This is a genomic window from Streptomyces sp. NPDC047525, assembly GCF_040643025.1.
GTDB classification, from domain to species: domain Bacteria; phylum Actinomycetota; class Actinomycetes; order Streptomycetales; family Streptomycetaceae; genus Streptomyces; species Streptomyces durmitorensis.
This window is the reverse complement of the sequence record NZ_JBEYTL010000026.1, coordinates 45,182-69,591: the sequence shown is the minus strand read 5'-3', so window position 1 is coordinate 69,591 and position 24,410 is coordinate 45,182. Positions and strand designations below refer to the sequence as shown.

Below are 24,410 nucleotides of genomic sequence, written 5' to 3'. Positions count from 1 at the left end.
CTGGGGGCGTTACGCGCGCAGGCGCAGGCCTCGTGGGGTGGCGTGGAAACCTGCTCCTTCCAGGAGGGCGGCGAAGGGGGAGGTGAGGGACGAGCTGCCGTTGATGCGCTCGACCGTGACCGTGCCGAGTGAGCCCGCTCGGGCCGCGGCGGCGAGGGCTTCGGCGGCCGCGTGCAGGCGGACGTCCTCGGTGGCGGGGGTGTCGTCCTGCGGGGTCGCGGGCCAGGCCAGCAGGGTCTTGCCGCCACGCTCCATGTAGAGGGTCAGTTCGCCGTCGACGAGGACGACCAGGGAGCCTGCCTTGCGGCCCGGCTTGTGGCCCGCGTCGGTGGGCGGGTCGGGCCAGGGGAGCGCGGCTCCGTACGCGTTGGCCGGGTCGGCGGCGGCCAGGACGAGGGCCTGGGTGTCCGAGGAACGCGGGGAGCGAGGGGAATAGTTCATGGCGGACGGTGAACTGTCCGTGCGGTCACGGGCGTTCGCCGCCGCGCGCAGCCGGTCCACCGCTCCGTCCATGGCGAACTGGGCGGCGCCGAGCCCCTCGACGACATAGCCGCGCCGTGCCTGACCGCTGTCCTCGAAGGCCGACAGAACGCGGTACGTCGCCGAGAAGCCGCCCTCGACCCCCTCCGCCGCGACTGCCCCACGGGTCACGACGCCGTGCCGGTCCAGGAGGGTGCGGGCCAGGGCGTGGGCGCGCAGGGTGGGGTCGGGTTCGTGGGCGGGGAGCAGCGACCAGCGGCCCGCCACGGTCGGCGGGCCCGTACGCGACGTGGGCCGGGCGGCGGCCGTCAGCGTGCCGTAGCGTCCGCGCGGGGCGGAGCGCTTGGCGCGGTGGGCGGTGGAGCCCGCGGTGCGGCCCGATCCGAGGAGCGAGCGCATGGGGGCGAGCGTGTCGTTCGTCAGCCTTCCGGACCAGGCCAGATCCCAGATCACGTCGGCCAGTTGGGGATCGGAGACATCGGGATGGGTGGTGGCACGGACCTGGTCGGCGATCTGCCGGAAGAACAGGCCATACCCCCCGGAGAGGGTGTCGAGGACCGATTGGTGGAGCGCGGTGAGCTCCAGGGGGTGGGCCGGTGGCAGGAGCAGGGGCGCGGCGTCGGCCAGATACAGGGAGATCCAGCCGTCCTTGCCCGGCAGGGATCCGGCCCCGGCCCACACCACCTCTCCGGAGGCGGTGAGTTCGTCGAGCATCGCCGGTGCGTACCCGGTGACGCGGGAGGGCAGGACGAGCTTCTCCAGCGCGGACGCCGGCACGGTCGCCCCCTGCAACTGCTCGATGGCGCGCACCAGTCCGTCCACGCCTCGAAGTCCGTGTCCGCTCAAGTGCTGCCACTGGGGCAGGAACTGGGCGAGCGCGGCGGGCGGCACCGGCTCCAGCTCGTGCCGCAGGGCGGCCAGGGAGCGGCGGCGCAGGCGGCGCAGGACGGCCGCGTCGCACCACTCCTGGCCGATGCCCGCCGGATGGAACTCTCCTTGTACGACGCGTTGGTTGGCGGCGAGGCGCTGCAGTGCGCCCTCGGTGACCGCGACGCCGAGTCCGAAGCGGGCCGCGGCTGTGGCCGAGGTGAAGGGGCCGTGCGTGCGTGCGTACCGCGCGACGAGATCGCCGAGGGGGTCCTTGACGGGCTCGGTGAATGCCTCCGGGACGCCGACCGGCAGCGCGGTGCCCAGCGCGTCGCGCAGGCGGCCCGCGTCCTCGATCGCCGCCCAGTGGTCGGCCCCGGCGATGCGGACGCTGATCGCCCGGCGGGCCGAGGCCAGCTCCTGCGCCCAATCAGGCTCGGCGCCGCGCTCGGCCAACTCGGCGGAGGTGAGCGGCCCGAGGAGGCGCAGCAGGTCGGCGACGCCTTCGGCGTCCTTGACGCGGCGGTCCTCCGTGCGCCACTGGAGCTCCTGCTCCAGTTCCGTGAGGACGTCCGCGTCGAGCAGCTCGCGCAGCTCGGCCTGGCCGAGGAGCTCGGAGAGCAGCCGGGAGTCCAGGGAGAGGGCCGCCGCGCGCCGCTCGGCGAGGGGGGAGTCGCCCTCGTACAGGAACTGCGCCACGTAGCCGAACAGCAGGGAGCGGGCGAACGGGGACGGCTCGGGTGTGGTGACCTCGACGAGCCGGACCTTGCGGGACTCGATGTCGCCCATCAGTTCCGTGAGGCCGGGGACGTCGAAGACGTCCTGGAGGCACTCCCTGACCGCTTCGAGGACGATGGGGAAGGACCCGAACTCGCTGGCCACCTGGAGCAGTTGCGCGGCGCGCTGGCGCTGCTGCCACAGGGGCGTGCGCTTACCGGGGCTGCGGCGCGGCAGCAGCAGCGCGCGGGCGGCGCACTCGCGGAAGCGTGAGGCGAACAGGGCCGAGCCGCCCACCTGGTCGGTGACGATCTGGTTGACCTCGCCTTGGTCGAAGGCGACGTCTCCCGCTCCTACGGGCGCCTGATCGCTGTCGTACTCCAGATGCTGGTCGCTGGGCTCCTGGTCGAGCAGGTCCAGGCTCATCAGGTCGGCGTCCGGCAGGCGCAGCACGATGCCGTCGTCGGCGTGCATGACCTGGGCGTCCATGCCATACCGCTCGGTCAGTCTGGAGGCGAGGGCGAGGGCCCAGGGGGCGTGCACCTGCGCGCCGAAGGGGGAGTGCACCACGACCCGCCAGTCGCCCAGCTCGTCGCGGAACCGCTCGACCACGATCGTGCGGTCGTCAGGGATGTGGCCGCAGGCCTCTCGCTGCTCGGCGAGGTACGTCAGGATGTTGTCCGCGGCCCAGTCGTCGAGGCCCGCGGCCAGCAGCCGCACGCGCGCGTCGTCGCGTGACAGGGAGCCGACCTCCCGGAGGAACGCGCCCACCGCACGGCCCAGTTCGAGCGGGCGGCCCAGCTGGTCGCCCTTCCAGAAGGGGAGCCGTCCCGGGACGCCGGGTGCGGGGGAGACGAGCACGCGGTCGCGGGTGATGTCCTCGATGCGCCAGGAACTGGTGCCGAGCGTGAAGACGTCGCCCACCCGGGACTCGTAGACCATCTCCTCGTCGAGCTCTCCGACGCGGCCTCCGCCCTTCTTGGGGTCGGCGCCGGCGAGGAAGACCCCGAAGAGGCCGCGGTCGGGGATCGTGCCCCCGGAAGTGACCGCGAGGCGCTGCGCGCCCGGCCGTCCGGTGACGGTGCCGGCGATGCGGTCCCAGACCACGCGGGGGCGCAACTCGGCGAAGGCGTCCGACGGATAGCGCCCGGCGAGCATGTCCAGGACGGCCGTGAACGCCGACTCCGGGAGCGAGGCGAAGGACGCGGCGCGGCGGACCAGGGCAAGCAGGTCGTCGACCTGCCAGGTGTCGAGGGAGACCGTCGCGACGAGCTGCTGCGCCAGGACGTCCAGGGGGTTGGCCGGGATGCGCAGCGACTCGATGGAGCCGGTCCGCATCCGCTCGGTGACCACGGCGGCCTGCACCAGGTCCCCTCGGTACTTCGGGAAGACGACGCCGGTGGACACCGCGCCCACCTGGTGTCCTGCCCGGCCGACCCGCTGCAGGCCGGAGGCCACCGAGGGCGGTGACTCGACCTGGACCACCAGGTCGACCGCGCCCATGTCGATGCCCAGCTCCAGGCTGGAGGTGGCGACGACGGCAGGCAGGCGGCCCGCCTTCAGGTCCTCCTCGACGAGCGCGCGCTGCTCCTTGGAGACCGAGCCGTGGTGGGCACGGGCGAGGACCGGAGGGGCGCCCTTGGCCGCGCCCGACTCGGCCATCAGCTCGGCGGGGGAGTGGTCTTCGGGGAGGGGCTCACCCGTCGCGCGTTCGTACGCGATCTCGTTCAGCCTGTTGCACAGGCGCTCCGCGAGGCGGCGTGAGTTGGCGAACACGATCGTCGAGCGGTGTGCCTGGACGAGGTCGGTGATGCGCTCCTCGACGTGCGGCCAGATCGAGGGGCGCTCCGCTCCCTGGTCGGAGTCGGCGACCGGGGAACCGCCGAGCTCGGCGAGGTCCTCGACCGGCACGACCACGGACAGGTCGAACTCCTTGCCGGACGGCGGCTGGACGATCTCCACCCTGCGCTGCGGGGAGAGATAGCGCGCCACCTCGTCCACCGGGCGGACCGTCGCCGAGAGGCCGATGCGGCGGGCGGGCCTGGGCAGCAGCTCGTCGAGTCGCTCCAGGGAGAGGGCGAGATGGGCGCCGCGCTTGGTGCCCGCGACGGCGTGCACCTCGTCCAGGATCACCGTCTCGATGCCCGTCAGCGCGTCCCGCGCGGCGGAGGTGAGCATCAGGAAGAGCGACTCGGGTGTCGTGATCAGGATGTCCGGCGGGCGCGTGGACAGGGAGCGGCGCTCGGCGGGCGGGGTGTCGCCCGAGCGGATGCCGACCCGCACTTCGGGCTCGGGGAGCCCGAGGCGCACGGACTCCTGGCGGATGCCGGTCAGCGGGCTGCGCAGATTGCGCTCCACGTCGACCGCGAGGGCCTTCAGCGGAGATACGTACAGCACGCGACAGCGCTTCTTGGGGTCGGCGGGCGGCGGGGTCGAGGCCAGCTGGTCGAGGGCGGCGAGGAACGCCGCCAGCGTCTTGCCCGAGCCGGTGGGCGCGACGACCAGCACGTCCGAGCCCTCGCCGATGGCCTTCCACGCCCCCGCCTGCGCGGACGTGGGCGCGGAGAAGGCCCCCGTGAACCAGCTGCGGGTCGCGGGGGAGAACCCGTCAAGGGCGCTGCGGGCACTGGATGCGGACCTGACCATGCCCCCATCGTGCACCCCGCCACTGACAACGGCGCCGACCTGCGGAAAAGGGTTTGCGTGGCTGCCGCAGAATGGAGTCATGGCAGGTTCGGCGGAGCAGGCGCGGCACTGGCGGTACGCGGAGCTGCCCGGGGTCGACCTGCTGCGTGCCCACTACATCAACAAGACCTTCGTGCGGCACACCCACGAGCACTACGTGATCGCCGCGATCGCCGAGGGCATCGACGTCTTCCACCACGGCGGCGCCGATCAGCACGCGGGGCCGGGCACGCTCGCCCTGATCAACCCCGACACCACGCACACGGGCCGGGCCGGAGCGCCCGAGGGCTGGCGGTACGCGGCGGTCTATCCGTCGCCGGACCTGGTCACCGCCATCGCGGCCGAGACCACCGGCATCCGCGGAACCCCCGGCTTCGTCCGCCCGGTGCTCGAGGACCCGTACGCCGTGACCCTCGTCCACCGGGTGCTGCGCGCCGCGGAGGAGGGCAACGCGCTCGCCGCCGACACCCTGCTGCGGGTGGCCGTGACCCGGCTGCTGCGGCTGAACGGCGCACCTGTTCCCCAGCGGGCCGTGCCCACCGCGGGTGCCAGGACCGCGGCACGCGCGCGTGCCGTCCTGGAGGAGCGGCTCGCCGATCCACCGAGCCTGGAGCGGCTCGCCACCGACCTCGGGGCCGGCCCGTTCGCCCTGCTGCGGGCCTTCCGCGACGCGTACGGGATGCCTCCGCACGCGTGGCTCACCGACGCGCGCGTGCGCGCCGCACGGCGCCTCCTGGACGCGGGGACGGCGCCCGCGGAGGCGGCCGTCGCCGTGGGCTTCACCGACCAGCCCCACCTGAACCGGCACTTCGCGCGGATCGTCGGTGTGCCGCCCGGGGCCTACCAGCGCGAGCGCAAGGACGTACGAGGCGAGCGCAAGAACGTACAAGACCGGGGTTCGGCCCTGCTCGTACCGTCCGGGGTGTGGCAGAACAGACGACACCCGCAGATCCCGCAGACATAGCCCCAGGCATGATCGAGCACGATGCACCAGGCATGACCGGACACGACGCCCCAGGCATGACCGAGCACGACGACCGGTCCGTCGGCACACCGGAGAAACCCGATTCCGCCGTGGTCCGCGACGCCCTCGGCGTCGGGATCGCCGTCGGGCTCTCCGGCTTCGCCTTCGGGGTGACCTCGGCGGGCAGTGGCCTCACCGTGCTGCAGACCTGCGCGCTCAGCCTGCTGGTCTTCACCGGTGCCTCGCAGTTCGCGCTGGTCGGGGCGCTCGCGGGCGGCGGGAACCCGTTCACCGCCGCGGCGGGTGCCTTCTTCCTCGGCGTACGCAACGCGTTCTACGGGCTGCGCCTCTCGCAGTTGCTGGCCCTCCCGCGCGCGGTGCGTCCGTTCGCCGCCCACTGGGTCATCGACGAGACCACCGCCGTCTCGCTCGCTCAGCCGACACGGCGCGCCGCACGCATCGGCTTCACCGTCACGGGGCTGAGCCTCTACGTGCTGTGGAACCTCACCACGCTCCTCGGGGCGCTCGGTGCCGAGGCCATCGGTGACACCGACGCGTGGGGGCTCGACGCCGCGGGACCCGCGGTCTTCCTGGCGCTGCTCGCGCCGATGCTGCGGACGACCACGGAGCGGGCCGTGGCGGCGATCGCGGTCGTCCTGGGGCTCGGCCTGCTGCCCGTGCTGCCCGCGGGGGTGCCGGTCCTGGTGGCCGCGCTCGCCGCACCGGCGGTGCTCTACGTAGAGGGCCGCAGGGCAGCAGCCAAGGAAGACGCCAAGGAAGCCGCCAGCCCCGGGGACACCCGGAACGCCTCCCGGGGCGACATCCAGAACGACACGCAGAGGGAAGACCGTTGAACATCTGGATCGCGATCGGCGCGACCTTCGTCGGTTGCTACCTCGTGAAGCTCGCGGGTCTGCTGGTGCCCGCGGGCGCCCTGGAGCGCCCGCTCGTCAAGCGCATGGCCGCACTGCTGCCCGTGGCGCTGCTCGCCGCCCTCACGGCCCAGCAGGCCTTCGCCGACGGGCGGGTCCTGGAGCTCGACGCCAAGGCCCTGGGGCTCGCGGCGGCGGCCGTGGCGCTGCTGCTGCGCGCCCCGTTCCTGGTCGTCATCGGGGCGGCGGTGGTCGTCACCGCGGGGGTGCGGGCTCTCGCGGGGTGAGCGCCGGTGCGGTGTCCGTCGTCTCGGGGACCCCGAGCCGCCGCGCGGCCTTCTCGGGACGGCAGAAGAGCGTCGCGAGGAGGCCCGCGGTCACCAGGAGCACCGCTGTCAGCAGCCAGCCCTCTTCGTAGCCCGCGGACACCGTGGCGGCGCGGTCCACCATGGAGCCCAGGACCAGGGGCGAGAGGATCCCGCCGAGCGCGTAGACGAAGGTGAGCACGCCCAGGACGAGGCCCCGCCGCGAGGGCGGAGTGATCCATGCGCAGGCCGTCGTGGCCACGGTGAGCATCACCATGGCCAGGGCCATCGGGCCCATCATCAGCGGCACCTTGATCCACATGGAGTCCACCGCTCCGAACGTGGCGACGGCGCAGCCCGCCACCGTCATGAGCAGCCCGGCCCCCGCGCCCACCGGCAGCCAGGGTGCGCCGTCCCGCCGCGCGGAGCGCTGCGCGATCAGGCCGTGCACGAGCAGCACCACGCCGTTGGCGAGCGCGCCCACGCCCACCAGGGTGCCCGCCTGGTGGAGGTCCCAGCCGACCACGCTCTCCAAGTAGTCGGGCGTCCATGTCAGCAGGGTGCTCATCAGCCAGTACGCCGCGAAGGCACCGAATGCCGCCGTCACGAACGAGCCGGACAGGAGGATCCGGCGCAGCGGAACGCTGTCGGCCTCGGCGGGGGTCTTCCCGGGGGCCTCTACGGAGAGTGCTCCTGGTGTTCCCGCCGCTGCCGCCGCCTCCTTGCCGACCGGCGGCGCCAGCGGACCCTCCGAGCCCCAGACCCGCCAGGCCGCCGCCCAGACCAGGCCGGTCAGGCCCACCGCGCCGAACGACCAGCGCCAGCCCCAGTGGGTGATCACCCAGGTCAGGACCGGAGAGGCGACAGCCACCCCGGCCGCCGCGCCGACCAGCAGGATCGCGGTCGGCAGGGCCCGCTCACGCTGCGCGAACCAGCCGTGCACGTGGTGCATGGCGACCGGTGACGCGGGCCCCTCGGCCGCGCCGAGCAGCACCCGCGTGGCCAGCAGGGTGCCGAACCCCGCCGCGCCCCACAGCATCGGCAGCTGGGCCGCCGACCACATCAGGGCGAGCACGAGGAGCAGCGGCGTCGTCCGCACCCTCCGGGTCAGGGCGGAGACCACGAGCGCTGCCACCGAGAACAGCGCGAAGAACGCCGACTGCGCGGTGCCGAACTCCTGGCGGGTGATGCCGAAGTCCGCCCGGATCTCCGGCCCCGCGAGCCCCAGGACCGCCTTGTCGGCGAAGTTCACGACCATGAAGGCCAGGAGCAGCCAGGTGGTCCGCCAGGCGCCGCTCATCCGCAGCAGCCGTCTTCGTCGTCGATCACACCGACGCTGATCGCCCCGGCGGCGCGGCGGCGTCCCTCGGGGGTGCGCGTCAACTCCGTCTCCAGGTCCGTTCCTTCGGCCACGGCGGCCGACTCCGCGGCCGCCCAGTTGAAGACTCCGCGCGCCATGGTCGACGTCTCCTGGAGGGCACGCAGCGCGTACACCTCGGCACGCACGCGTGCCACCTCGACGTCGTCGGGTGCGGCCAGCGCGGCCGTCTCCGCCAGATGCGCGGCAAGACGCGGCTCGCCGTCGGCCAGCAGCCGCTCGGCCCGCCGCGCCAAGGCGAGGGCACCTCCCGCGGCCATCGCGAACTCAGCCGCGACCGCCGCCTCCGGGGCGGGCTTGAGATGCGCGGGGTTCTGGTCGTACCAGCCGCCCCAGAGCCGCCAGAGGTTGCGTACGACGAACTCCGGCTCGTCGTAGGCGGGATGGAGGTACGGCTTCGCGAGGAGCTCATCGGGAACCTGGACGCCGTGGATGACGGCGTCAAGCCGGTGGCCCGCGTTCATCAGCGCCCTGGTCTGCTCGCACAGCGACTCCAGGAGCCGTGCGGTGTCGTCGAGCGCCTGGTGCACGCGATCGGCGCCCACGACGGGGACGCCGTGCCCGGGGAGCAGCAGTTCGGCGCCGAGTTCCTGCATGGCGCGCAGGGCGTGTGCCCAGTCCTCCGGGTAGCGCTGCACCTTCTGGGGGTTGCCCGCGTTCGGAGAGTTCCAGATGAACAGGTCGCCCGTGCAGAGCGTCTTGAGCTCCGGTATCCACACATAGGTGTGGTCGTCGGTCTCCCCGCGCGCGTGGAACAGCTCGAAGGTCAGCTCGCCGCGGCGCACGGTGTGGCGGTCCCGGTAGACGGTGTCCGGGTAGCGGTACGCGGTGGGCCACTCCAGGGAGGGCACTCCGAACTGCCTTCGGTTGATCCAGGAGTTGTAGCCAGCGGTGCGGATGTAGCGGTCGAAGCGTGCGGTGACGCCTTCGTGGGCGATCACCTCGGGCGGCCGGCCACCCGTCGTCTCCGCCTCGCGGTCGAAGGGGAACACTCCGAAGACGTGGTCCACATGACCGTGCGTGAACACCACGGAGCGCACCGGGCCGGCGCCGAACCCGCCGACCGCGGTGTGCAGTTGCTGTGCCGTGCGGAAGTCGCCCGAGTCGACGAGCACCACCCCGTCGCCCGTGTCGAACACCGCGACGTTCGCGAACGCCGGGAAGAAGCCCACCCGTTCGCGCAGCCGCACCAGCTCGTCCCCGGTGTACGCGCCGGTGAGGTGGGACAGGAGCGTCTCCTCGCCCCGCCACACCCGGTCGACGTACTCGGAATAGTCCACTGCCTTGTGCTCGGTCATGTCCGCGGCTCCTCGTGTCCGGAGTGGTGGATGGCCACAGGTCACGAGTTTCGGGCCCTGGCGTGCGGTCGGACATCCGCTCCCGTCACACACAGGTCCCGTGGGTAATGTGACGCGTCACAACCGTGGCCCCCTGAAGAGGAGACACCGTGCCACTGTCCTCCGAGGCGAGGTCTCTCGCGGCGCGCTGCGAGCCGAGAGTCAATGAACTGGCGCGCAGGATGGCCCGTGAGTCGTTCGAGGAGCTGCCCGGATACGCGGAGCTCCCCGATGACGTGAAGGACCTGGAGATAGCCGCGACCGCACGCCACGGAGTGCGCCTCTTCCTGCGGCACGTCACCGATCAGCCCGGCAGCCACCGGCTCTTCCGCGAGCGGGCCGCGCAGCGGGCGGAAGAGGGCATGCCGCTGCACCTGCTGCTGCGTACGCACGCCCTGGGGGTCTACGTCCTGTGGCAGGCGCTGCGCGACGCGGCACGCCCCGGCGAGGAAGCGGCCCTGGTCGAACTCGTCGACGTGCTGCTGCAGTCGCACCCCGCGGTCGTCGGTGCCGTGGCCGAGACCTACCTGGACGAGCGCTCCGCCCTTGAGGCCGAGCAGCGCGCCCAGCGCAGTTCCCTGGTCCGCGGTCTGCTCGACGGCATGGTGCCGCCCGGCCACGTGCTGCTCGACCAACTGCGCCTCGCGGGGCCGGTGCTCGTCCTCGCGATCGGCTTCGACGGGGCGCCCGCCGAAGGTCCTGTGGCCGTACGGCGGCGGCTGCGACGCGTGCAGACCGCCCTGGACCACGCCTTCGACCTGGAGGTGCTCGCCCTCCTTGAGGCCGACGGAGGCCGGGTCATCGTCCCCAAGGAGTGCCTGCCCCCCGAGGACCTGCCGCGCCGCCTCAGCAAGGCCTGCGACCTTCCCGTACGCGTCGCCGCAGTGGACGCCGCCGGGCCCGAGGCCGTGACCGACGCGGCCCGTACCGCGACCGAGATACTGCGGATCACGCGCGCGTGCGGGATGCCTCCGGGACTGCATCGCATGGCCGACGTGCTCCTGGAGTACCACCTCTCCCGCCGCAACGAGAGCAGCCACCTCATCTCCGCGCTGCTCGACCCGGTCGCCGACCGGCCCGAGCTCCTGGAGACGCTGCGCACCCACCTCGGCCATCAGCAGGAGCGCAGGGCGACCGCCGCCGCCCTCGGCCTGCACCCCAACACCGTCGACAACCGCCTGGCGAAGATCGGCGAACGCACCGGCATCGACCTGTCGGCGCCGCGCGGCACGGCACTGGCCATCGCGGCACTGCTGCTGAGGGAGGCCGAGGAGCCCCCGTCAGGCGATGGACCGTCCGTACGCCCGTAGCGTGCGCAGCGCCTCGATGGTGACCATCGGGCGCGCTTCGAGGGCGACGGCAGGGGCCCACTGACGCCAGCTGACCGGCCAGCCGCCGTCCTCCTGCTGGCCCTGCTCGAGGTGGTCCAGGGAGCGCGCCATCTCCTCGTCGGTGAACCACGCGCGCGCGAGCGACTCGGGTGCCTTCGCGTAGTCGTGCGCGAAGTGGTGCTCACCCGGTGCGTAGCCGGGCGCCACGGGATACGCGTCGAGCCGCTCGGGTTCGAGCGCCACGAGCTGCTGCTCCCGCGTGATCCTGCCAAGGCGGTCGGCGGCCGCCTCCGCGCGCGGGCGGTCGGGTGCCCCGTCGAGGAACGCGACGGCCGCCTGGATCTCGTACGGATGGGACTTCTCGAGCGATTCGACGGCGGCCCAGCAGAAGTCGGTGGCCCTGAACAGCCAGGCGTGCCACACCTCGTTGCGGTGCAACAGGCCCACCACGGGACCGGTGGCGAGGAGTTCGCTCGGCGGATCGTCCACCACGGGCATGAACGGTGCCGAGGGGTAGCCGCGCTGGCTGGGATGGATCGCCGGAAGGGCGCCGTCGGGCGTCGACACCGAGGTCAGATAGCGGCACACACGCTCCACCCGCTGCCCGCCGCAGCGCCGGATCGAGTCCAGGACGCGCAGCGCGTGCCCGACGTGCAGGGGCTGGCTGACCGGGCCGCGCAGATCCGGTTCGAGCGCGTACCCGTACCCGCCGTCCTCGGTGTCGTACGCGGCCAGGGCGGTCTCGACCGCGTCGGCCGACGGGCCGGCCCCGGGGCCGGCCGTGCCGCCCGTGCCGCTCAGGAAGTGGTACGCGAACCGCCGCTGCTCGAGGACGCGCGCGGTGAGCCAGACGAAGTGCTCTGCGCGTGCGACCGGCGAGGGCGCGGCGTGCGGGGATGCTCCGGTTTCGGCCATGCACAGACCGTAGGCCGGAACGCGTCTTCGGCAAGCCCCCTGGGTCCGGCTGCACTCTCTAGGGCGCGATACTGAAGGCATGCGGTTGACGATTTTCTGGGAGCGGATGGCGGACCACTTCGGACAGGGGTACGCCGACTCGTTCGCTCGCGATCACGTGATGGCGGAGCTCGGCGGGCGCACGGTGCATCAGGCACTGGACGCGGGCTGGGACGCCAAGGACGTCTGGCGCGCCGTGTGCACGGCGATGGACGTACCGGCCGATAGGCGCTGAGGGCGGACAGTTCGCCGCCCTCAGGCGCTCGTCGCGGGCACCCTTCGGCGTGAAGATGCGGGGGCGGCGGCTGAATGTCGGTGGCGTGGGCGAGACTGGCTCCGTGTCATCGACAGACGAGACCGCGCAGGTCACCCAGGACGTAGCTCCGCTCGGCACCACGCCGCCCGCACAGCCCCCGGGCGGGGCCGGGCCCGGGCGGGCCGCCAGCATGCCGCGCTGGCTGCCGCGTGCCATGGTGCTGGCCCTCGCGCTCATCGCCTGTTTCCAGCTGGGCAGTTGGGCCTTCCACCAGCTGACCGGCCTGTTGATCAACATTCTGATCGCGTTCTTCCTGGCGCTCGCGGTCGAGCCCGCGGTGAGCTGGATGGCCGCGCGCGGGCTGCGCAGGGGCTTCGCCACCTTCCTGGTCTTCCTCGGCGTCCTGATCGCGAGCGCGGGCTTCATCACGCTCATGGGCTCGATGCTGGCGGGCCAGATCGTGGACATGGTCGAGGACTTCCCGGAGTACCTCGACGACGTCATCAGCTGGATCAACCAGACGTTCCACACGGAGCTGTCCCGGGTCGAGATCCAGGACAGCCTGGTCCACTCGGACTGGCTGCAGAAGTACGTGCAGAACAGCGCGAGCGGTGTCCTGGACGTGTCGGCGCAGGTCCTCGGCGGCCTCTTCCAGCTCCTGACGGTCCTGCTGTTCTCGTTCTACTTCGCGGCCGACGGACCGCGGCTGCGGCGCGCGCTCTGCTCGGTGCTGCCGCCCGCGCGGCAGGCCGAGGTGCTCCGTGCCTGGGAGATCGCGGTCGACAAGACCGGCGGCTATCTCTACTCGCGCGGTCTGATGGCGCTGATCTCCGGAGTCGCGCACTACATCCTGCTGCAGGCCCTCGGCGTGCCGTACGCGCCCGTGCTCGCGGTGTGGGTCGGCCTGGTCTCGCAGTTCATCCCCACCATCGGCACGTATCTGGCGGGCGCCCTGCCGATGCTGATCGCCTTCACGGTCGACCCCTGGTACGCGCTGTGGGTGCTGATCTTCGTGGTGGTCTACCAGCAGTTCGAGAACTACGTCCTGCAGCCCAAGCTCACCGCCAAGAGCGTGGACATCCATCCGGCGGTCGCCTTCGGGTCGGTCATCGCGGGCACGGCGCTCCTCGGCGCGGTCGGCGCCCTGATCTCCATCCCGGCGATCGCGACCCTGCAGGCCTTCCTGGGGGCGTACGTGAAGCGGTACGACGTCACGGACGACCCGCGCGTCCACGGGCACCGGCGCAAGGGCGGAGCGTCCCTCCTCACGCGCGTGCGGCGTGCTCTGCGCGGGCCGAACCGGCCGGGCGGGGCGTCGGAGGCCGAGGTCGCGGCGGAGGAGGCCGCGGGTTCGGGGCCCGGTTCCGCACAGGGGCCCGGCCCGGAGCCGGGCTCGGACGGCCGTCAGTAGGTGACGACGCCCCAGATGCCGGCGCCGAGAACAGCGACCGCGTAGCACCCGACGCGAGGGCGACGAGCAGTACGGCGAAGCCGGACCGGAGGGCGAGCGGCATGCCGGTGGGTCCCGTGGGCCGGTGCCGGTGCCGGTGCCGGTGCCGGCACGAGGCGACCGTGAACGCCGACAGCAGGACGACGAGGATTCCGCCGCCCACCGCGAGAGACATGGACACCGCGGAGTCGAAGCCGCTCTCCCTGTTGAGGTGCGAGGGCACCCGTCGCCACGCCTGAAGGAGACGGGCCCCTCCCACGGTCCGCCGTCGACCGCGAAGACCAGCAGGTGCGCGAGGCCCGAGGCCTGGCGGGAAGACGTGGGCCGGTCGTCGCCCGGCCGAAGGCGATGCGGGTACGCCCGGGGGAGTACCCCGGGTGCAGGAGCGGGTGCGGGAGCGCGACGCGGCGGGTCGCGGGGGCGAGGTGCGCCCGGCGGACCGGACCCTTCCGTACCCTCGGTGGAGCCGCGTGGTGCGCTTGACACCAAAATCGAACATCCATTCTTATGGGTTGCCTGGCGGCGTTTTCCCGGGGTTTTCGCGGGGGGATCCCTGGGGCCCCGGCGGATTTCGGCGGGGCGATCGCCTCGAGTTATCCACAGGCCGGACGGGCGTCGGGGCGGATTGTCAGTGGCAGGCGCTAGCGTCATTGACGTGAAGCGATCGACACAAGCAAATCGGGTGGAACCCATGGCAGGAACCGACCGCGAGAAGGCGCTCGAAGCCGCGCTCGCACAGATTGAACGGCAATTCGGCAAGGGCGCAGTGATGCGCATGGGCGAGCGGCCGAACGACCCCATCGAGGTCATCCCCACGGGATCGACCGCGCTCGACGTCGCGCTCGGCGTCGGCGGCATCCCGCGCGGCCGCGTGGTGGAGGTGTACGGCCCGGAGTCCTCCGGTAAGACGACCCTGACGCTGCACGCCGTGGCGAACGCACAGCGCGCGGGCGGCGCCGTCGCCTTCGTGGACGCCGAGCACGCACTCGACCCCGAGTACGCGAAGAAGCTGGGCGTCGACATCGACAACCTGATCCTGTCCCAGCCGGACAACGGCGAGCAGGCTCTGGAGATCGTCGACATGCTGGTCCGCTCCGGCGCGCTCGACCTGATCGTCATCGACTCCGTCGCGGCCCTGGTGCCGCGCGCGGAAATCGAGGGCGAGATGGGCGACTCGCACGTGGGTCTGCAGGCCCGCCTGATGAGCCAGGCGCTCCGGAAGATCACCAGCGCGCTCAACCAGTCCAAGACCACCGCGATCTTCATCAACCAGCTGCGCGAGAAGATCGGCGTGATGTTCGGCTCTCCGGAGACCACGACCGGTGGCCGCGCGCTGAAGTTCTACGCCTCCGTGCGGCTCGACATCCGGCGCATCGAGACGCTGAAGGACGGCACCGACGCGGTCGGCAACCGCACCCGCGTCAAGGTCGTCAAGAACAAGGTCGCGCCGCCCTTCAAGCAGGCCGAGTTCGACATCCTCTACGGCCAGGGCATCAGCCGCGAGGGCGGCCTGATCGACATGGGCGTGGAGAACGGCTTCGTCCGCAAGGCGGGCGCCTGGTACACGTACGAGGGCGACCAGCTCGGCCAGGGCAAGGAGAACGCCCGCAACTTCCTGAAGGACAACCCCGATCTCGCCGACGAGATCGAGAAGAAGATCAAGGAGAAGCTGGGCGTCGGCGTGAAGCCGAAGACGGAGGAGTCCGCCGCCGAGCCGGCCAAGGACGCGGGGGACGCGGCAGAGGACGCCGCCAAGACCGTGCCCGCACCGGCGACCAAGGCCACCAAGCCCAAGGCCGCCGCGGCCAAGAGCTGATCCATGACGCGGCGCACGGACTGGGCGGACCAGATCACCCCCGAGCACCACACCGACCCCGCGGGCCGAGGCTTCGCGGACGGTGCGGATCAGGGCGGCGCCGACCAGGAGGGTGACGGCACCGGCTTCCGCGGGGGCGGCGGCCGGAGGGGTCGCCGACGGCGTGGCGGCTTCGGCGAAGGCCGGGGCGACGGTTCACAGGACAGCGGCCCCCCTTCCTCGTCGAGGGCCGAGAAGAAGGGGGAGCCGCCGACGGATCCGGGTGAGAAGGCGCGAGCGATCTGTCTGCGCCTGCTCACCGGGACCCCGCGCACGCGCAAACAGCTGGCGGACGCGCTGCGCAAGCGGGAGATCCCGGACGACGTGGCGGACGAAGTGCTGACCCGCTTCGAAGAGGTCGGTCTGATCAACGACGGCGCCTTCGCGGGCGCGTGGGTGGAGTCCCGGCACCACGGCCGGGGTCTGGCCCGACGAGCGCTCGCGCAGGAGCTGCGCACGAAGGGCGTGGACGCGACGTTGATCGAGGAGGCCGTCGGACAGCTCGACTCGGAGCAGGAGGAGGCGACCGCACGCGAGCTCGTCGCCCGCAAGCTCCGCGCGACGCGGGGCCTCGACCGCGACAAGCGACTGCGCCGCCTCGCGGGCATGCTCGCCCGCAAGGGCTACTCGGAAGGCCTGGCCCTGCGGATCGTCCGGCAGGCACTCGAGGAAGAGGGCGAGGACACGGGGGACTTGGGGTACGACGGGGGATGAGCTGACCAGGGCCCTCGCGGGGGTGGGGCCCAGGTCCGGGCCGGGCAACGCGGTGCGAACCGCGGCCCGGCCCTCTCGCGTTCCGCGGCGGCTTGCTTCGGAGGGGGCACAGCAGAAGGGGGCACAGCAGGGGCGCATCAGGGAGGATCAAAGGGGCGCGCAACACAAGGGCAACTCCCCCTCTCCGCCTCAGGGGTGGGGTTAACCCCCCGCTGAAGACGCCGGTCCACCGCACTGCAAAGGAACCTGTGCACAGGCGACTGTGTACGCATGGCAAAGGAACCCGGCACGACCGATGGCGCCCCCGAGGAGCTGAGCGACCTCCGCGTCCTCAAGGCGCTCGCACAGCCCCGGCGCCAGCAGATGCTGCAGCACCTCACCGTGCACGGCCCGGCCACCTCCGCGACGCTCGCCAGGGCGCTCGGCCTCAACACCGGGGCCACCAGCTACCACCTGCGCGAGCTCGCCCGCTACGGCTTCGTCGAGGAGACCGCGGGCGCGGGCCACGGACGTGAACGCTGGTGGCGTGCGGTCCCCGGCGACCGGCGTTTCCCGCCGCGCAGCAAGCAGAACGCCGAGACGCGGCTCGTCATGGACGAGTTGAACCACCGCTCGTACGCCGCAGACCTGGAGCTCTTCGAGCAGCTGCGGCGAGACGCAGGTGCGGCAGGCGACAGCGCTGCCGAACCCGACGAGTGGGCCGACGCGTTTCCGTACTCGCGCGGCACGATCCGGCTGACGCTCCCCGAACTCCGCGAGTTCTTCGAGGAGTACATCGCCCTGCTCAACCGTTACAAGCGACCCGACGCCGAGACGCCGGCCGACGCCCGCACCGTGCTCACGCGGCTCCTGGCATTCCCCGCGCCTGCGTCGACCGAAGGTCTTGCGCCGACCCAAGCGCCTGCGTCGACCGAAGCTCCCACCCCTCTGCACTCCCACTCCACCGAGCCCGAGGCGACATCATGATGCTGCGCTACGCACTGCAGACAGTCCGAGACCGCAAAGGCGGATTCCTCGGCGCCTTCCTGGCATTGATGTGTGCCGCCGCGCTCATCACGGCCTGCGGCACCCTCCTGGAGACCGGCCTGCGAGGCACCATCCAGACCGAGCGCTACGCCGCGGCCCCCGTCGTCGTCTCCGCCGACCAGAACGTCCACCAGACCACCGTCAAGCACAAGAAGGGCAAGACCAAGGTCAAGCACAAGGCCAAGCCGATCGCCGAGCGGGCCTGGCTGCCGGACGGCATCGCGCACAAGCTCAAGGACGTGCCCGGCGTCGGCACGGTCGTGCCCGAACTCACCTTCCTCGCCGCGCCGTTGACCCCCGCAGCCGGTGATCTCACCGACAGGCCCGCGTACGGCCACGCCTGGGAGTCGGCCGCGCTGACCCCCTTCCGGCTCGTCGAGGGCAAGGCCCCGCGCGCCGCCGGCGACCTCGTCATCGACCGCGACTTCGCCGGACGTGCCCACCTCAGCACCGGCGACCGTCTCACCGTCCAGTCGACCCAGGCCCCGCGCTCCTACCGCATCACCGGTGTCGCGTCCCCCGCCGAAGGCGCCCTCGCCCACCAGACGTCCCTCTTCTTCTCCGCGGGAGAGGCAGAGCGGCTCGCCGCCCACCCCGGACGGATCACCACCCTCGGCGTCATGCCGGCCAGGGGCACCGCGACGGATGACCTCAAGAAGGCGGTCACAGAGGCTCTCGCCGGTACGAAGGCGCAGGTCAGCACAGGCGACGACCGTGGCCCCGTGGAGTTCCTCGACGCGGCGGGCGCCCGCGTCAAGCTGGTCAGCATGGGCGGAGCCATGGGCGGCACCTCCCTCCTCGTCGCCATCCTCGTGGTCGTCGGCACCTTCGCCCTCTCCGTGCAGCAGCGCCACCGCGAACTCGCCCTGCTCCGCGCCATCGCCGCCACCCCGAAACAGATCCGGGGGCTCCTCGGCCGCGAGGCACTGATCGTCGGAGCGGCCGCGGGCGTCACCGGCTCGCTCGCCGGAATCCCGCTCGGCGGCTGGCTGCACGGCAAGTTCGTGGACCTGGGCGCGGTCCCCGCCACCCTGGAGCGGACCGTGAGCGTCTTCCCGCTCTTCGCCGCCGTGGCCGCGACGCTGCTCGGAGCCTGGGCCGCGGCCCGTCTCTCGGCGCGCCGCATCGCCCGTATCCGCCCGGCCGAGGCCCTCGCCGAAGCACGTGTCGAGCGCGCCAGGCCGCCGTGGAGCCGCATCGTCGTGGGTCTCGTCGTGCTCGCCGGAGGCGCCGTACTGGTCGCCGTGCTCAGCGTGCTGCGCACCGAGCCCGCGTCGACTCCCGTGACGTTCCTGGCCGTTGTGGTCCTGTCCTCCGCCGTCGCGCTCCTCGGCCCGCTCGTGGTCAGGGCGGCGGCCGCCATACTCCGCGGACCGCTGCGGCTCTCCGGTCCCGGCGGCCGTCTCGCGCACGCCAACCTCCGCGGCAACGCGGCCCGGATGGCGGCAGCCGTCACCCCGCTCGCCCTCCTCACCGGCATGACCTGCACCGTCCTGTTCGTCCAGCCCACCCTCGGCGACGCGGCCCGCGCGCAGGCCCGCGACGGCATCCGCGCCGACTGGGTCCTGGCGGCGCAGGGGCCCGGCGTCCCGGCCCAGGCCGCGCAGAAGCTGCGTACGACCGAAGGCGTCGAGGCCGCCACCGAAGTCGTCCGCACCACCGTGCGCGTGGGACTCGACAAGTACCCGGCGCAGGGCGTCAGCACGGCCGGACTCACCCGCACCTGGGACCCGGACGTCACCGCCGGATCCCTGAAGGGCTTCGGCAAGGACAGCGTCGCCGTCAGCGAACTGGCCGCCGATCAGCTCGGCCTGAAGCCCGGCAGCACTCTGAAGCTCACGCTCGGCGACGGCACGAAGACCGCGCTCAAGGTCAGCGCCGTGTACGCGCGCGGGCTCGGGTTCGGGGATCTGACCATGGCGCACGACCTGGTCGCCCGCCACGTCGACAACCCGCTCGCCGCCACGGTCCTGATCAAGAGCGACCGTTCACAGGAACAACTCGCGGCAGGCGTCGCGAAGTTCCCGGGTGTGCGAGTGCTCGCCCCGGCCGCCGCCGACAACCTCCAGGCCGAGCGCCAGCAGGCGAACGCCGAGGTGAACTACCTCGCCATGGGCCTCATCCTGGCCTTCACCGCGATCGCCGTCGTCAACACCCTCGCGATGTCCGTCTCCGAGCGCATCCGTGAGTTCGCGATGCTGCGCCTCGCGGGCGCGAGCCGCCGCCAGGTCCTGCGCATGCTCCGCACCGAAGCCCTGTCCGTCCTGTTCATCGGCACGGCCATCGGCAGCGGCATCGCGCTCGCCGTCCTGACCGCCTTCAGCGTCGGCATGACCGGCAGCGCCGCGCCCTCGATCACACCCCTGGTCTACGTCTCCGTGGTGGCCGTCGCGGCTCTGCTCGCCCTCGCCGCGACCGCGCTCCCGGGCCGGGTCGCGCTGAGGCCGCGCCCTGTCACGGTGGCGACAGCCAAGGAGTAAGGGGCAGTACGCACTAGGAGTAAGAGGCAGTACGCAATGGTGGGTGCCCCTTACCGGATCCGGTAAGGGGCACCCACGCGCGCGTGCTCACGCCGTGACAGGAAGCCCGGCGGCCTTCCACGCCTGGAACCCGCCGATGAGGTCGGTCGCGTGCCGCAGCCCCAACTGCCGCAGAGAGACGGCTGCCAGGCTCGACGCGTAGCCCTCGTTGCAGATCACGACGACCCGCAGGTCATGGCTGACGGCCTCCGCGGCACGGTGGCTGCCCTGCGGGTCGAGGCGCCACTCCAGCTCATTGCGCTCGACGACGAGGGCGCCGGGGATCAGTCCGTCGCGCTCGCGCAGGGCGGCGTACCGGATGTCGACCAGAAGTCCCCCCGCGGCGGCGGTGTCGCGCGCCTCCTTCGGAGTGACCCGGTCGAGGTCGAGCCTTACACGTTCGAGCAACTCGTCGATGCCCACGGGGCGTACGTCTGCGGGATGCTCACTCACTGCCAGTCCTCCGGGCGCTCCACGGACTCGAGGCGCAGGACCGGGCCCGTACGGCTGTAGCGGCGGATGCGCGGCAGCGGCGGATAGTAGGCGTGCACGGAGACGGCGTGCTCGCTCGTGGACTCGTTCAGAACCTCATGCACGTGGTTCTGGCCGAACGCCCTGCCCTTGCCGGACGTCAACTCCCGTTCCCGGTCGACCCCTTCGGACAGCTCAAGGGTCTTCCAGCCGTCGGTGGGCAGCCGGGCGGCGAGCGAGTTCTCCTTGAGGGTGCCGGCGGCGGTGAGGAAGGCGCCGACCGACTCCGCGTGGTCGTGCCAGCCGGTGCCGCTGCCCGGCGGCCAGCCGATCAGCCAGGCCTCGCTGCCGCCGGGCCCTTCGAGGCGCACCCAGGTGCGCCCCTCGGGGTCGAGCGGAAGCGACGCGATGAGCTCGGGGTCGGCGGCACTGCGACGTACGAAATCGAGCAGCTCGGCGGCGGTGGGCGCGGACACCGCCGTGGAGGCATGCGTGGTGGCGGCAGGCGTGGTGGAGACAGAAGGAGACGCGGAGGCAGACACAGGCACCGTCCTGGGAGTTCGCGGAAGCACGCGCCGAGAAGCTGAGAAGAGCGCGCGCGAAGGGAAAGGCGAATTCAGAAGGACGGGCGACACACGCAGCCCGCATAGCGGACGAGGTCCATATGGACCCTCCGCCACAGGCGTACATCGGTGTCGGTCACGTTTCGGAGTAGACCATGACGCTGCGTGCCGGTCAACCCATGCTCACTGTGTGGTCGGCCTGCTCGCGCCCGCCGTGCTCTCCGCCTTCTCCGCGGTCTCCCTGCTGTCCGTGCGCCGCTTCGGTGCCGCCCCGCCGAGAGCCGCCTCGGCCGCCGTATACAGCTCGGCGGGCCGCACCCCGCCGAGCGCGGTGACCAGGTGGCCGTCGGGTCGGATGAGCAGCACCGAGTGCGCGGCGGCCCCGGGGTAACTCTCCGCGACGAGCAGCTCCGCAGGGTGCGGCAGCGCCGTGACGGCGGCGGCGAGCCGGGGCATGATCCCGGCCGTCACCCAGTGCCGCCGCTCCCACACCACCGTGCCGGGCGCGACAAGGACGACGAGCAGCTGCCCCAGGCCGAGCCGGTCCCGCAGCCGCACGAGGGAGCCGTCGGGTGCCGTCACCGGCACATCGGCCACCGGTGCTCCCGGCTCCGTGCCGACCGCCACCTCGGACTCGGAGGGCGCGGGCGCCAGCGGCGACTCCGCATACGATCCGGGCGCGCCGAGCGGCCCCCGTCCCACATGGCCGTCGGTGAGGAGCATGTCGTGCCCGCGCGCCGACCCCGGCACGTACGAGCGCAGGCCTCCGCCGCCCCGCAGTATCGGCAGCGACTGGTCGGCGGCGCGCAGACGCGCAGCGACACCGGCCCGGCGCTCGGCCTGATAGCTGTCGAGCAGGGCGTCCCGCGCGCCGTGGTGCCAGGCAAGCGCCAGCTTCCAGGCGAGGTTGTCCACGTCCCGCAGCCCTTCGTCGAGCCCCTGGGTGCCGAGCGCGCCGAGCAGATGCGCGGCGTCGCCCGCGAGGAAGGCACGGCCGACGCGCCAGCGGCGGGCCAGGCGGTGGTGGACGGTGTGTACGCCCGTGTCGAGCAGTTCGTACGGGGGTGTGGAGCCCCCGCACCAGCCCGCGAGGGTCTCGCGGATGCGCACCACGAGGGCGTCGGGCGTCACGAGCTCGCCGCGTGGCGGCAGCAGCCAGTCGAGCCGCCACACCCCGCCGGCGAGCGGACGGCCCGTCACCTCGGCGCCTCCGTGGCGCCACGGAGGCATCCGGTGCAACAACGCTTCACCGGGCCTGGGAAGTTCCGTGCGCAGCGCGGCCACGGCGTGCCGCTCGACGGCCGTACGTCCCGGGAAGCGGATGTCCAGAAGCTTGCGCACCGTCGACCGCGGCCCGTCGCAGCCCACCAGATAACTGCCGCGCCACCAGGTGTCCTTGGGCCCGCGCGTGTGGGCAGTCAGCCCGCCCGCGTCCTGCTCCAGGGAGTCGAGCTTGCTCTCCACGGCGACCTTGACGAGACGCTCCTCGGCGATGGCCGCGCGCAGTGCACCGGTCAGGACGTGCTGGGCCACGTGCAACGGGGCCGGCACCTCATCACTGAACGTGAGCTCCCGCATCAGCTGCTTGCGCCGCAGGGATCGCCAGCCGCCCCACCGCGCACCGGACTCCTGGTCGCCGAACGAGTGACCGGTGAGCCGCTCCATGAGGGCCGCGGTGTCATCCCGCAGGATGACGGTCCGCGCGGCCCGCTGCTCGTCCTTGCCTGGCCCTTCGTCGAGTACGACGGTGGGGACGGAGTGACGCGCGAGAGCCAGGGCGAGCGCGAGCCCCACGGGGCCCGCGCCGACGACGATCACCGGGTCCACAGTGCGTCCCCTCCTGCCGCGAGGGCCCGGGAGCGCTGGACGTACGTACAGAAACTGGCAGTTGGAGCCCGGTGCACGATCACAGAACGTATGCAACCCATTGCCGGTGCTTGCGTCAAGTGACGACGTCGGGAGGAGGCGCCGCAAATGAAGGAGGCAGCGGCTTCTTGGCCGCTGCCTCCGTCTTCTGTCCTGCCTGTTGACCCGATGGCCGCTGCTAGCCGCCGCCCCCGCCGCCGCCCCCGGTGTTCTCACCGTGGTCCATACGGATCGTCTTGGGGCCGATCGTCTCCAGATTCTCGAGCGCCTCGGGGCCCACCACGGCACCCGTGCTCTTCTTGGACCGCCGCATACGGCGTTCGAGCCAGGAAGCCAGGCTGGTGAGAATCAGGTTCAGCACGATGTAGACCACCGCGACCACGATGAAGCTGGGGATGACGCTCGCGTAGTACGACGCCGCCGTCTTCCGCGCGCTGAGCAGCTCGGCGAAGCTGAGCATCGCGCCACCGAGTGCGGTGTCCTTGACGATGACGACGAGCTGGCTGATGAGCGCCGGAAGCATCGCGGTCACGGACTGCGGCAGCAGCACGCTCGTCATCGTCTGGCCCTTGCGCAGGCCGATCGCCTTGGCCGCCTCTGTCTGGCCCTTGGGCAGCGACAGGATGCCCGCTCGCACGATCTCGGCGAGCACCGAGGCGTTGTAGAGCACCAGGCCGGTGACGACCGCGTACATCGGGCGTGAGTCGACGCTGATGTTCGTGGACGCCGAGTAGAACTGGTTGGCGAAGACCATCAGGATCAGCACCGGGATCGCCCGGAAGAACTCGACGACCACACCGGCGGGAACCCTGATCCACCGGTGGTCGGAGAGCCGTGCGATACCGAAGAGCGCGCCCAGCGGAAGGGCGATCACCATGGCGAGGCCGGCGGCCTTCAGCGTGTTCGCGAGTCCTGGCAGCAGATAGGTCGTCCATGACTCGGAGTCGGCGAGCCAGGGCTCCCACTTGGCCCATTCCAGCTGCCCCTTGTCGGACATCATGGTCCAGGCCCACCAGAGGCCCAGCAGCATCAGAACAAGGAAGAGCAGGGAGAGAAGGACATTGCGCCGTTTGGCGCGTGGCCCGGGAGCGTCGTAGAGGACGGAGGTCATCGCTTCACCGCCATGCGCTTGCCGAGCCACCCGAGTATGAGGCCCGTCGGCAGGGTCAGCACCACGAACCCGAAGGCGAATATCGCGGTGATGAGGAACAACTGCGCCTCATTCTCGATCATTTCCTTCATCAGCAGAGCCGCTTCCGCCACACCGATGGCCGCTGCGACCGTGGTGTTCTTGGTCAGGGCGATCAGTACGTTGGTGAGGGGGCCGATCACCGAGCGGAAGGCCTGCGGCAGCACGATGAGACCGAGGACCTGGCTGAAGCTCAGCCCGAGGGCGCGTGCGGCTTCCGCCTGGCCCACCGGCACCGTGTTGATGCCGGAGCGCACCGCCTCGCACACGAACGCCGCCGTGTAGGCGCCGAGTCCGAGCACCGCGAGACGGAAGCTCATGACGTCGACGTCGTCGGCCGCGCCCAGGGTGATGCCGAAGACGTCGGCGAGCCCGAGCGAGCTGAACACGATGATGACGGTCAGCGGGATGTTCCGCACGATGTTGACGTATGCGGTACCGAACCAGCGCATGACCGGAACCGGGCTGACCCGCATGGCGGCCAGCAGAGTGCCCCAGACCAAGGAACCGATGCCTGCGAAGACGGTGAGCTTCACCGTCATCCAGAAGGCCTCGAGCAAGTCGTAGTCTTCAAGAAAGTCGAACACGATCTCCCGCGCTCTCGCATGTGG

Annotated in this window: 20 protein-coding genes and 1 pseudogene; 10 read left to right on the top strand and 11 right to left on the bottom strand. The window is 71.9% G+C overall.

Annotated features, from left to right (window positions below; translation table 11 throughout):
- Window positions 1-9 precede the first annotated feature (9 nt).
- Window positions 10-4,710 carry an ATP-dependent helicase gene (locus tag ABZ833_RS42120; protein WP_361058680.1) on the bottom strand — a complete coding sequence of 1,567 codons (4,701 nt, stop codon included), beginning with the start codon at window positions 4,708-4,710 and terminating at the stop codon, window positions 10-12.
- A 79-nt stretch (window positions 4,711-4,789) separates the two neighbouring features.
- On the opposite strand from ABZ833_RS42120, the gene ABZ833_RS42115 reads away from it, so the two are divergent.
- From ABZ833_RS42115 to ABZ833_RS42105, 3 genes are read left to right on the top strand one after another with little or no spacing between them, the layout of a single operon-like run.
- A complete protein-coding gene (locus ABZ833_RS42115; protein WP_361058678.1) occupies window positions 4,790-5,713 on the top strand; it encodes an AraC family transcriptional regulator in 924 nt (307 codons plus the stop codon).
- A 56-nt stretch (window positions 5,714-5,769) separates the two neighbouring features.
- Window positions 5,770-6,567, top strand: coding sequence for an AzlC family ABC transporter permease (locus ABZ833_RS42110; protein WP_361058710.1), 798 nt, complete (start codon window positions 5,770-5,772; stop codon window positions 6,565-6,567).
- Window positions 6,564-6,872 carry an AzlD domain-containing protein gene (locus ABZ833_RS42105; protein WP_361058677.1) on the top strand — a complete coding sequence of 103 codons (309 nt, stop codon included), beginning with the start codon at window positions 6,564-6,566 and terminating at the stop codon, window positions 6,870-6,872. The genes ABZ833_RS42110 and ABZ833_RS42105 overlap by 4 nt, the downstream gene beginning before the upstream one ends.
- Here the strand turns inward: ABZ833_RS42105 and ABZ833_RS42100 are convergent.
- On the bottom strand, window positions 6,841-8,190 hold the full coding sequence (locus ABZ833_RS42100; RefSeq protein WP_361058675.1) for an MFS transporter: 1,350 nt from the start codon (window positions 8,188-8,190) through the stop codon (window positions 6,841-6,843). The two genes, ABZ833_RS42105 and ABZ833_RS42100, sit on opposite strands and share 32 nt — an antisense overlap.
- Complete coding sequence (locus ABZ833_RS42095) at window positions 8,187-9,566, bottom strand: alkyl sulfatase dimerization domain-containing protein (RefSeq protein WP_361058673.1); 1,380 nt, start codon at window positions 9,564-9,566, stop codon at window positions 8,187-8,189. The genes ABZ833_RS42100 and ABZ833_RS42095 overlap by 4 nt, the downstream gene beginning before the upstream one ends.
- A gap of 149 nt (window positions 9,567-9,715) precedes the next feature.
- On the opposite strand from ABZ833_RS42095, the gene ABZ833_RS42090 reads away from it, so the two are divergent.
- Window positions 9,716-10,915 carry a helix-turn-helix domain-containing protein gene (locus ABZ833_RS42090; protein ID WP_361058671.1) on the top strand — a complete coding sequence of 400 codons (1,200 nt, stop codon included), beginning with the start codon at window positions 9,716-9,718 and terminating at the stop codon, window positions 10,913-10,915.
- Here the strand turns inward: ABZ833_RS42090 and ABZ833_RS42085 are convergent.
- On the bottom strand, window positions 10,886-11,851 hold the full coding sequence (locus tag ABZ833_RS42085) for a hypothetical protein (RefSeq protein WP_361058669.1): 966 nt from the start codon (window positions 11,849-11,851) through the stop codon (window positions 10,886-10,888). The genes ABZ833_RS42090 and ABZ833_RS42085 overlap by 30 nt on opposite strands.
- A gap of 79 nt (window positions 11,852-11,930) precedes the next feature.
- Here ABZ833_RS42085 and ABZ833_RS42080 point away from each other — a divergent pair, with 79 nt between their 5' ends.
- A complete protein-coding gene (locus ABZ833_RS42080) occupies window positions 11,931-12,125 on the top strand; it encodes a DUF3046 domain-containing protein (protein WP_351173787.1) in 195 nt (64 codons plus the stop codon).
- 103 nt (window positions 12,126-12,228) lie between these two features.
- Entirely contained in the window at window positions 12,229-13,557 is a 1,329-nt protein-coding gene (locus ABZ833_RS42075; protein WP_361058667.1) for an AI-2E family transporter, read from the top strand.
- Between the two features lie 43 nt (window positions 13,558-13,600).
- On the opposite strand, the pseudogene ABZ833_RS42070 reads toward ABZ833_RS42075, so the two are convergent.
- Window positions 13,601-13,884, bottom strand: a pseudogene (locus ABZ833_RS42070) (hypothetical protein); the annotation flags it as partial.
- 403 nt (window positions 13,885-14,287) lie between these two features.
- On the opposite strand from ABZ833_RS42070, the gene recA reads away from it, so the two are divergent.
- The 4 genes from recA to ABZ833_RS42050 all read left to right on the top strand — a co-directional run bounded on the left by recA (window position 14,288) and on the right by ABZ833_RS42050 (window position 19,671).
- A complete protein-coding gene (gene recA / locus ABZ833_RS42065; protein WP_249587350.1) occupies window positions 14,288-15,412 on the top strand; it encodes a recombinase RecA in 1,125 nt (374 codons plus the stop codon).
- A gap of 3 nt (window positions 15,413-15,415) precedes the next feature.
- Entirely contained in the window at window positions 15,416-16,165 is a 750-nt protein-coding gene (recX, locus tag ABZ833_RS42060; RefSeq protein WP_361058664.1) for a recombination regulator RecX, read from the top strand.
- Between the two features lie 270 nt (window positions 16,166-16,435).
- Entirely contained in the window at window positions 16,436-17,131 is a 696-nt protein-coding gene (locus ABZ833_RS42055) for a helix-turn-helix domain-containing protein (RefSeq protein ID WP_361058662.1), read from the top strand.
- Window positions 17,128-19,671, top strand: a complete 2,544-nt coding sequence (locus tag ABZ833_RS42050) for an FtsX-like permease family protein (RefSeq protein WP_361058660.1) — start codon at window positions 17,128-17,130, stop codon at window positions 19,669-19,671. Before ABZ833_RS42055 ends, ABZ833_RS42050 begins: the two co-directional genes overlap by 4 nt.
- A gap of 87 nt (window positions 19,672-19,758) precedes the next feature.
- On the opposite strand, the gene ABZ833_RS42045 is transcribed toward ABZ833_RS42050, so the two are convergent.
- From ABZ833_RS42045 to ABZ833_RS42020, 6 genes are all read right to left on the bottom strand, one after another.
- Window positions 19,759-20,163, bottom strand: coding sequence for a rhodanese-like domain-containing protein (locus ABZ833_RS42045; RefSeq protein WP_361058658.1), 405 nt, complete (start codon window positions 20,161-20,163; stop codon window positions 19,759-19,761).
- Window positions 20,160-20,729, bottom strand: a complete 570-nt coding sequence (locus ABZ833_RS42040; RefSeq protein ID WP_361058656.1) for a cysteine dioxygenase — start codon at window positions 20,727-20,729, stop codon at window positions 20,160-20,162. The genes ABZ833_RS42045 and ABZ833_RS42040 overlap by 4 nt, the downstream gene beginning before the upstream one ends.
- A 68-nt stretch (window positions 20,730-20,797) precedes the next feature.
- Window positions 20,798-20,884 carry a putative leader peptide gene (locus ABZ833_RS42035; RefSeq protein WP_361058708.1) on the bottom strand — a complete coding sequence of 29 codons (87 nt, stop codon included), beginning with the start codon at window positions 20,882-20,884 and terminating at the stop codon, window positions 20,798-20,800.
- 43 nt (window positions 20,885-20,927) lie between these two features.
- On the bottom strand, window positions 20,928-22,571 hold the full coding sequence (locus tag ABZ833_RS42030; RefSeq protein ID WP_361058654.1) for an FAD-dependent monooxygenase: 1,644 nt from the start codon (window positions 22,569-22,571) through the stop codon (window positions 20,928-20,930).
- Between the two features lie 217 nt (window positions 22,572-22,788).
- Window positions 22,789-23,721, bottom strand: a complete 933-nt coding sequence (locus ABZ833_RS42025) for an amino acid ABC transporter permease (RefSeq protein ID WP_361058652.1) — start codon at window positions 23,719-23,721, stop codon at window positions 22,789-22,791.
- Window positions 23,718-24,386, bottom strand: a complete 669-nt coding sequence (locus ABZ833_RS42020) for an amino acid ABC transporter permease (RefSeq protein WP_361058650.1) — start codon at window positions 24,384-24,386, stop codon at window positions 23,718-23,720. The genes ABZ833_RS42025 and ABZ833_RS42020 overlap by 4 nt, the downstream gene beginning before the upstream one ends.
- Between the last annotated feature and the right edge of the window lie 24 nt (window positions 24,387-24,410).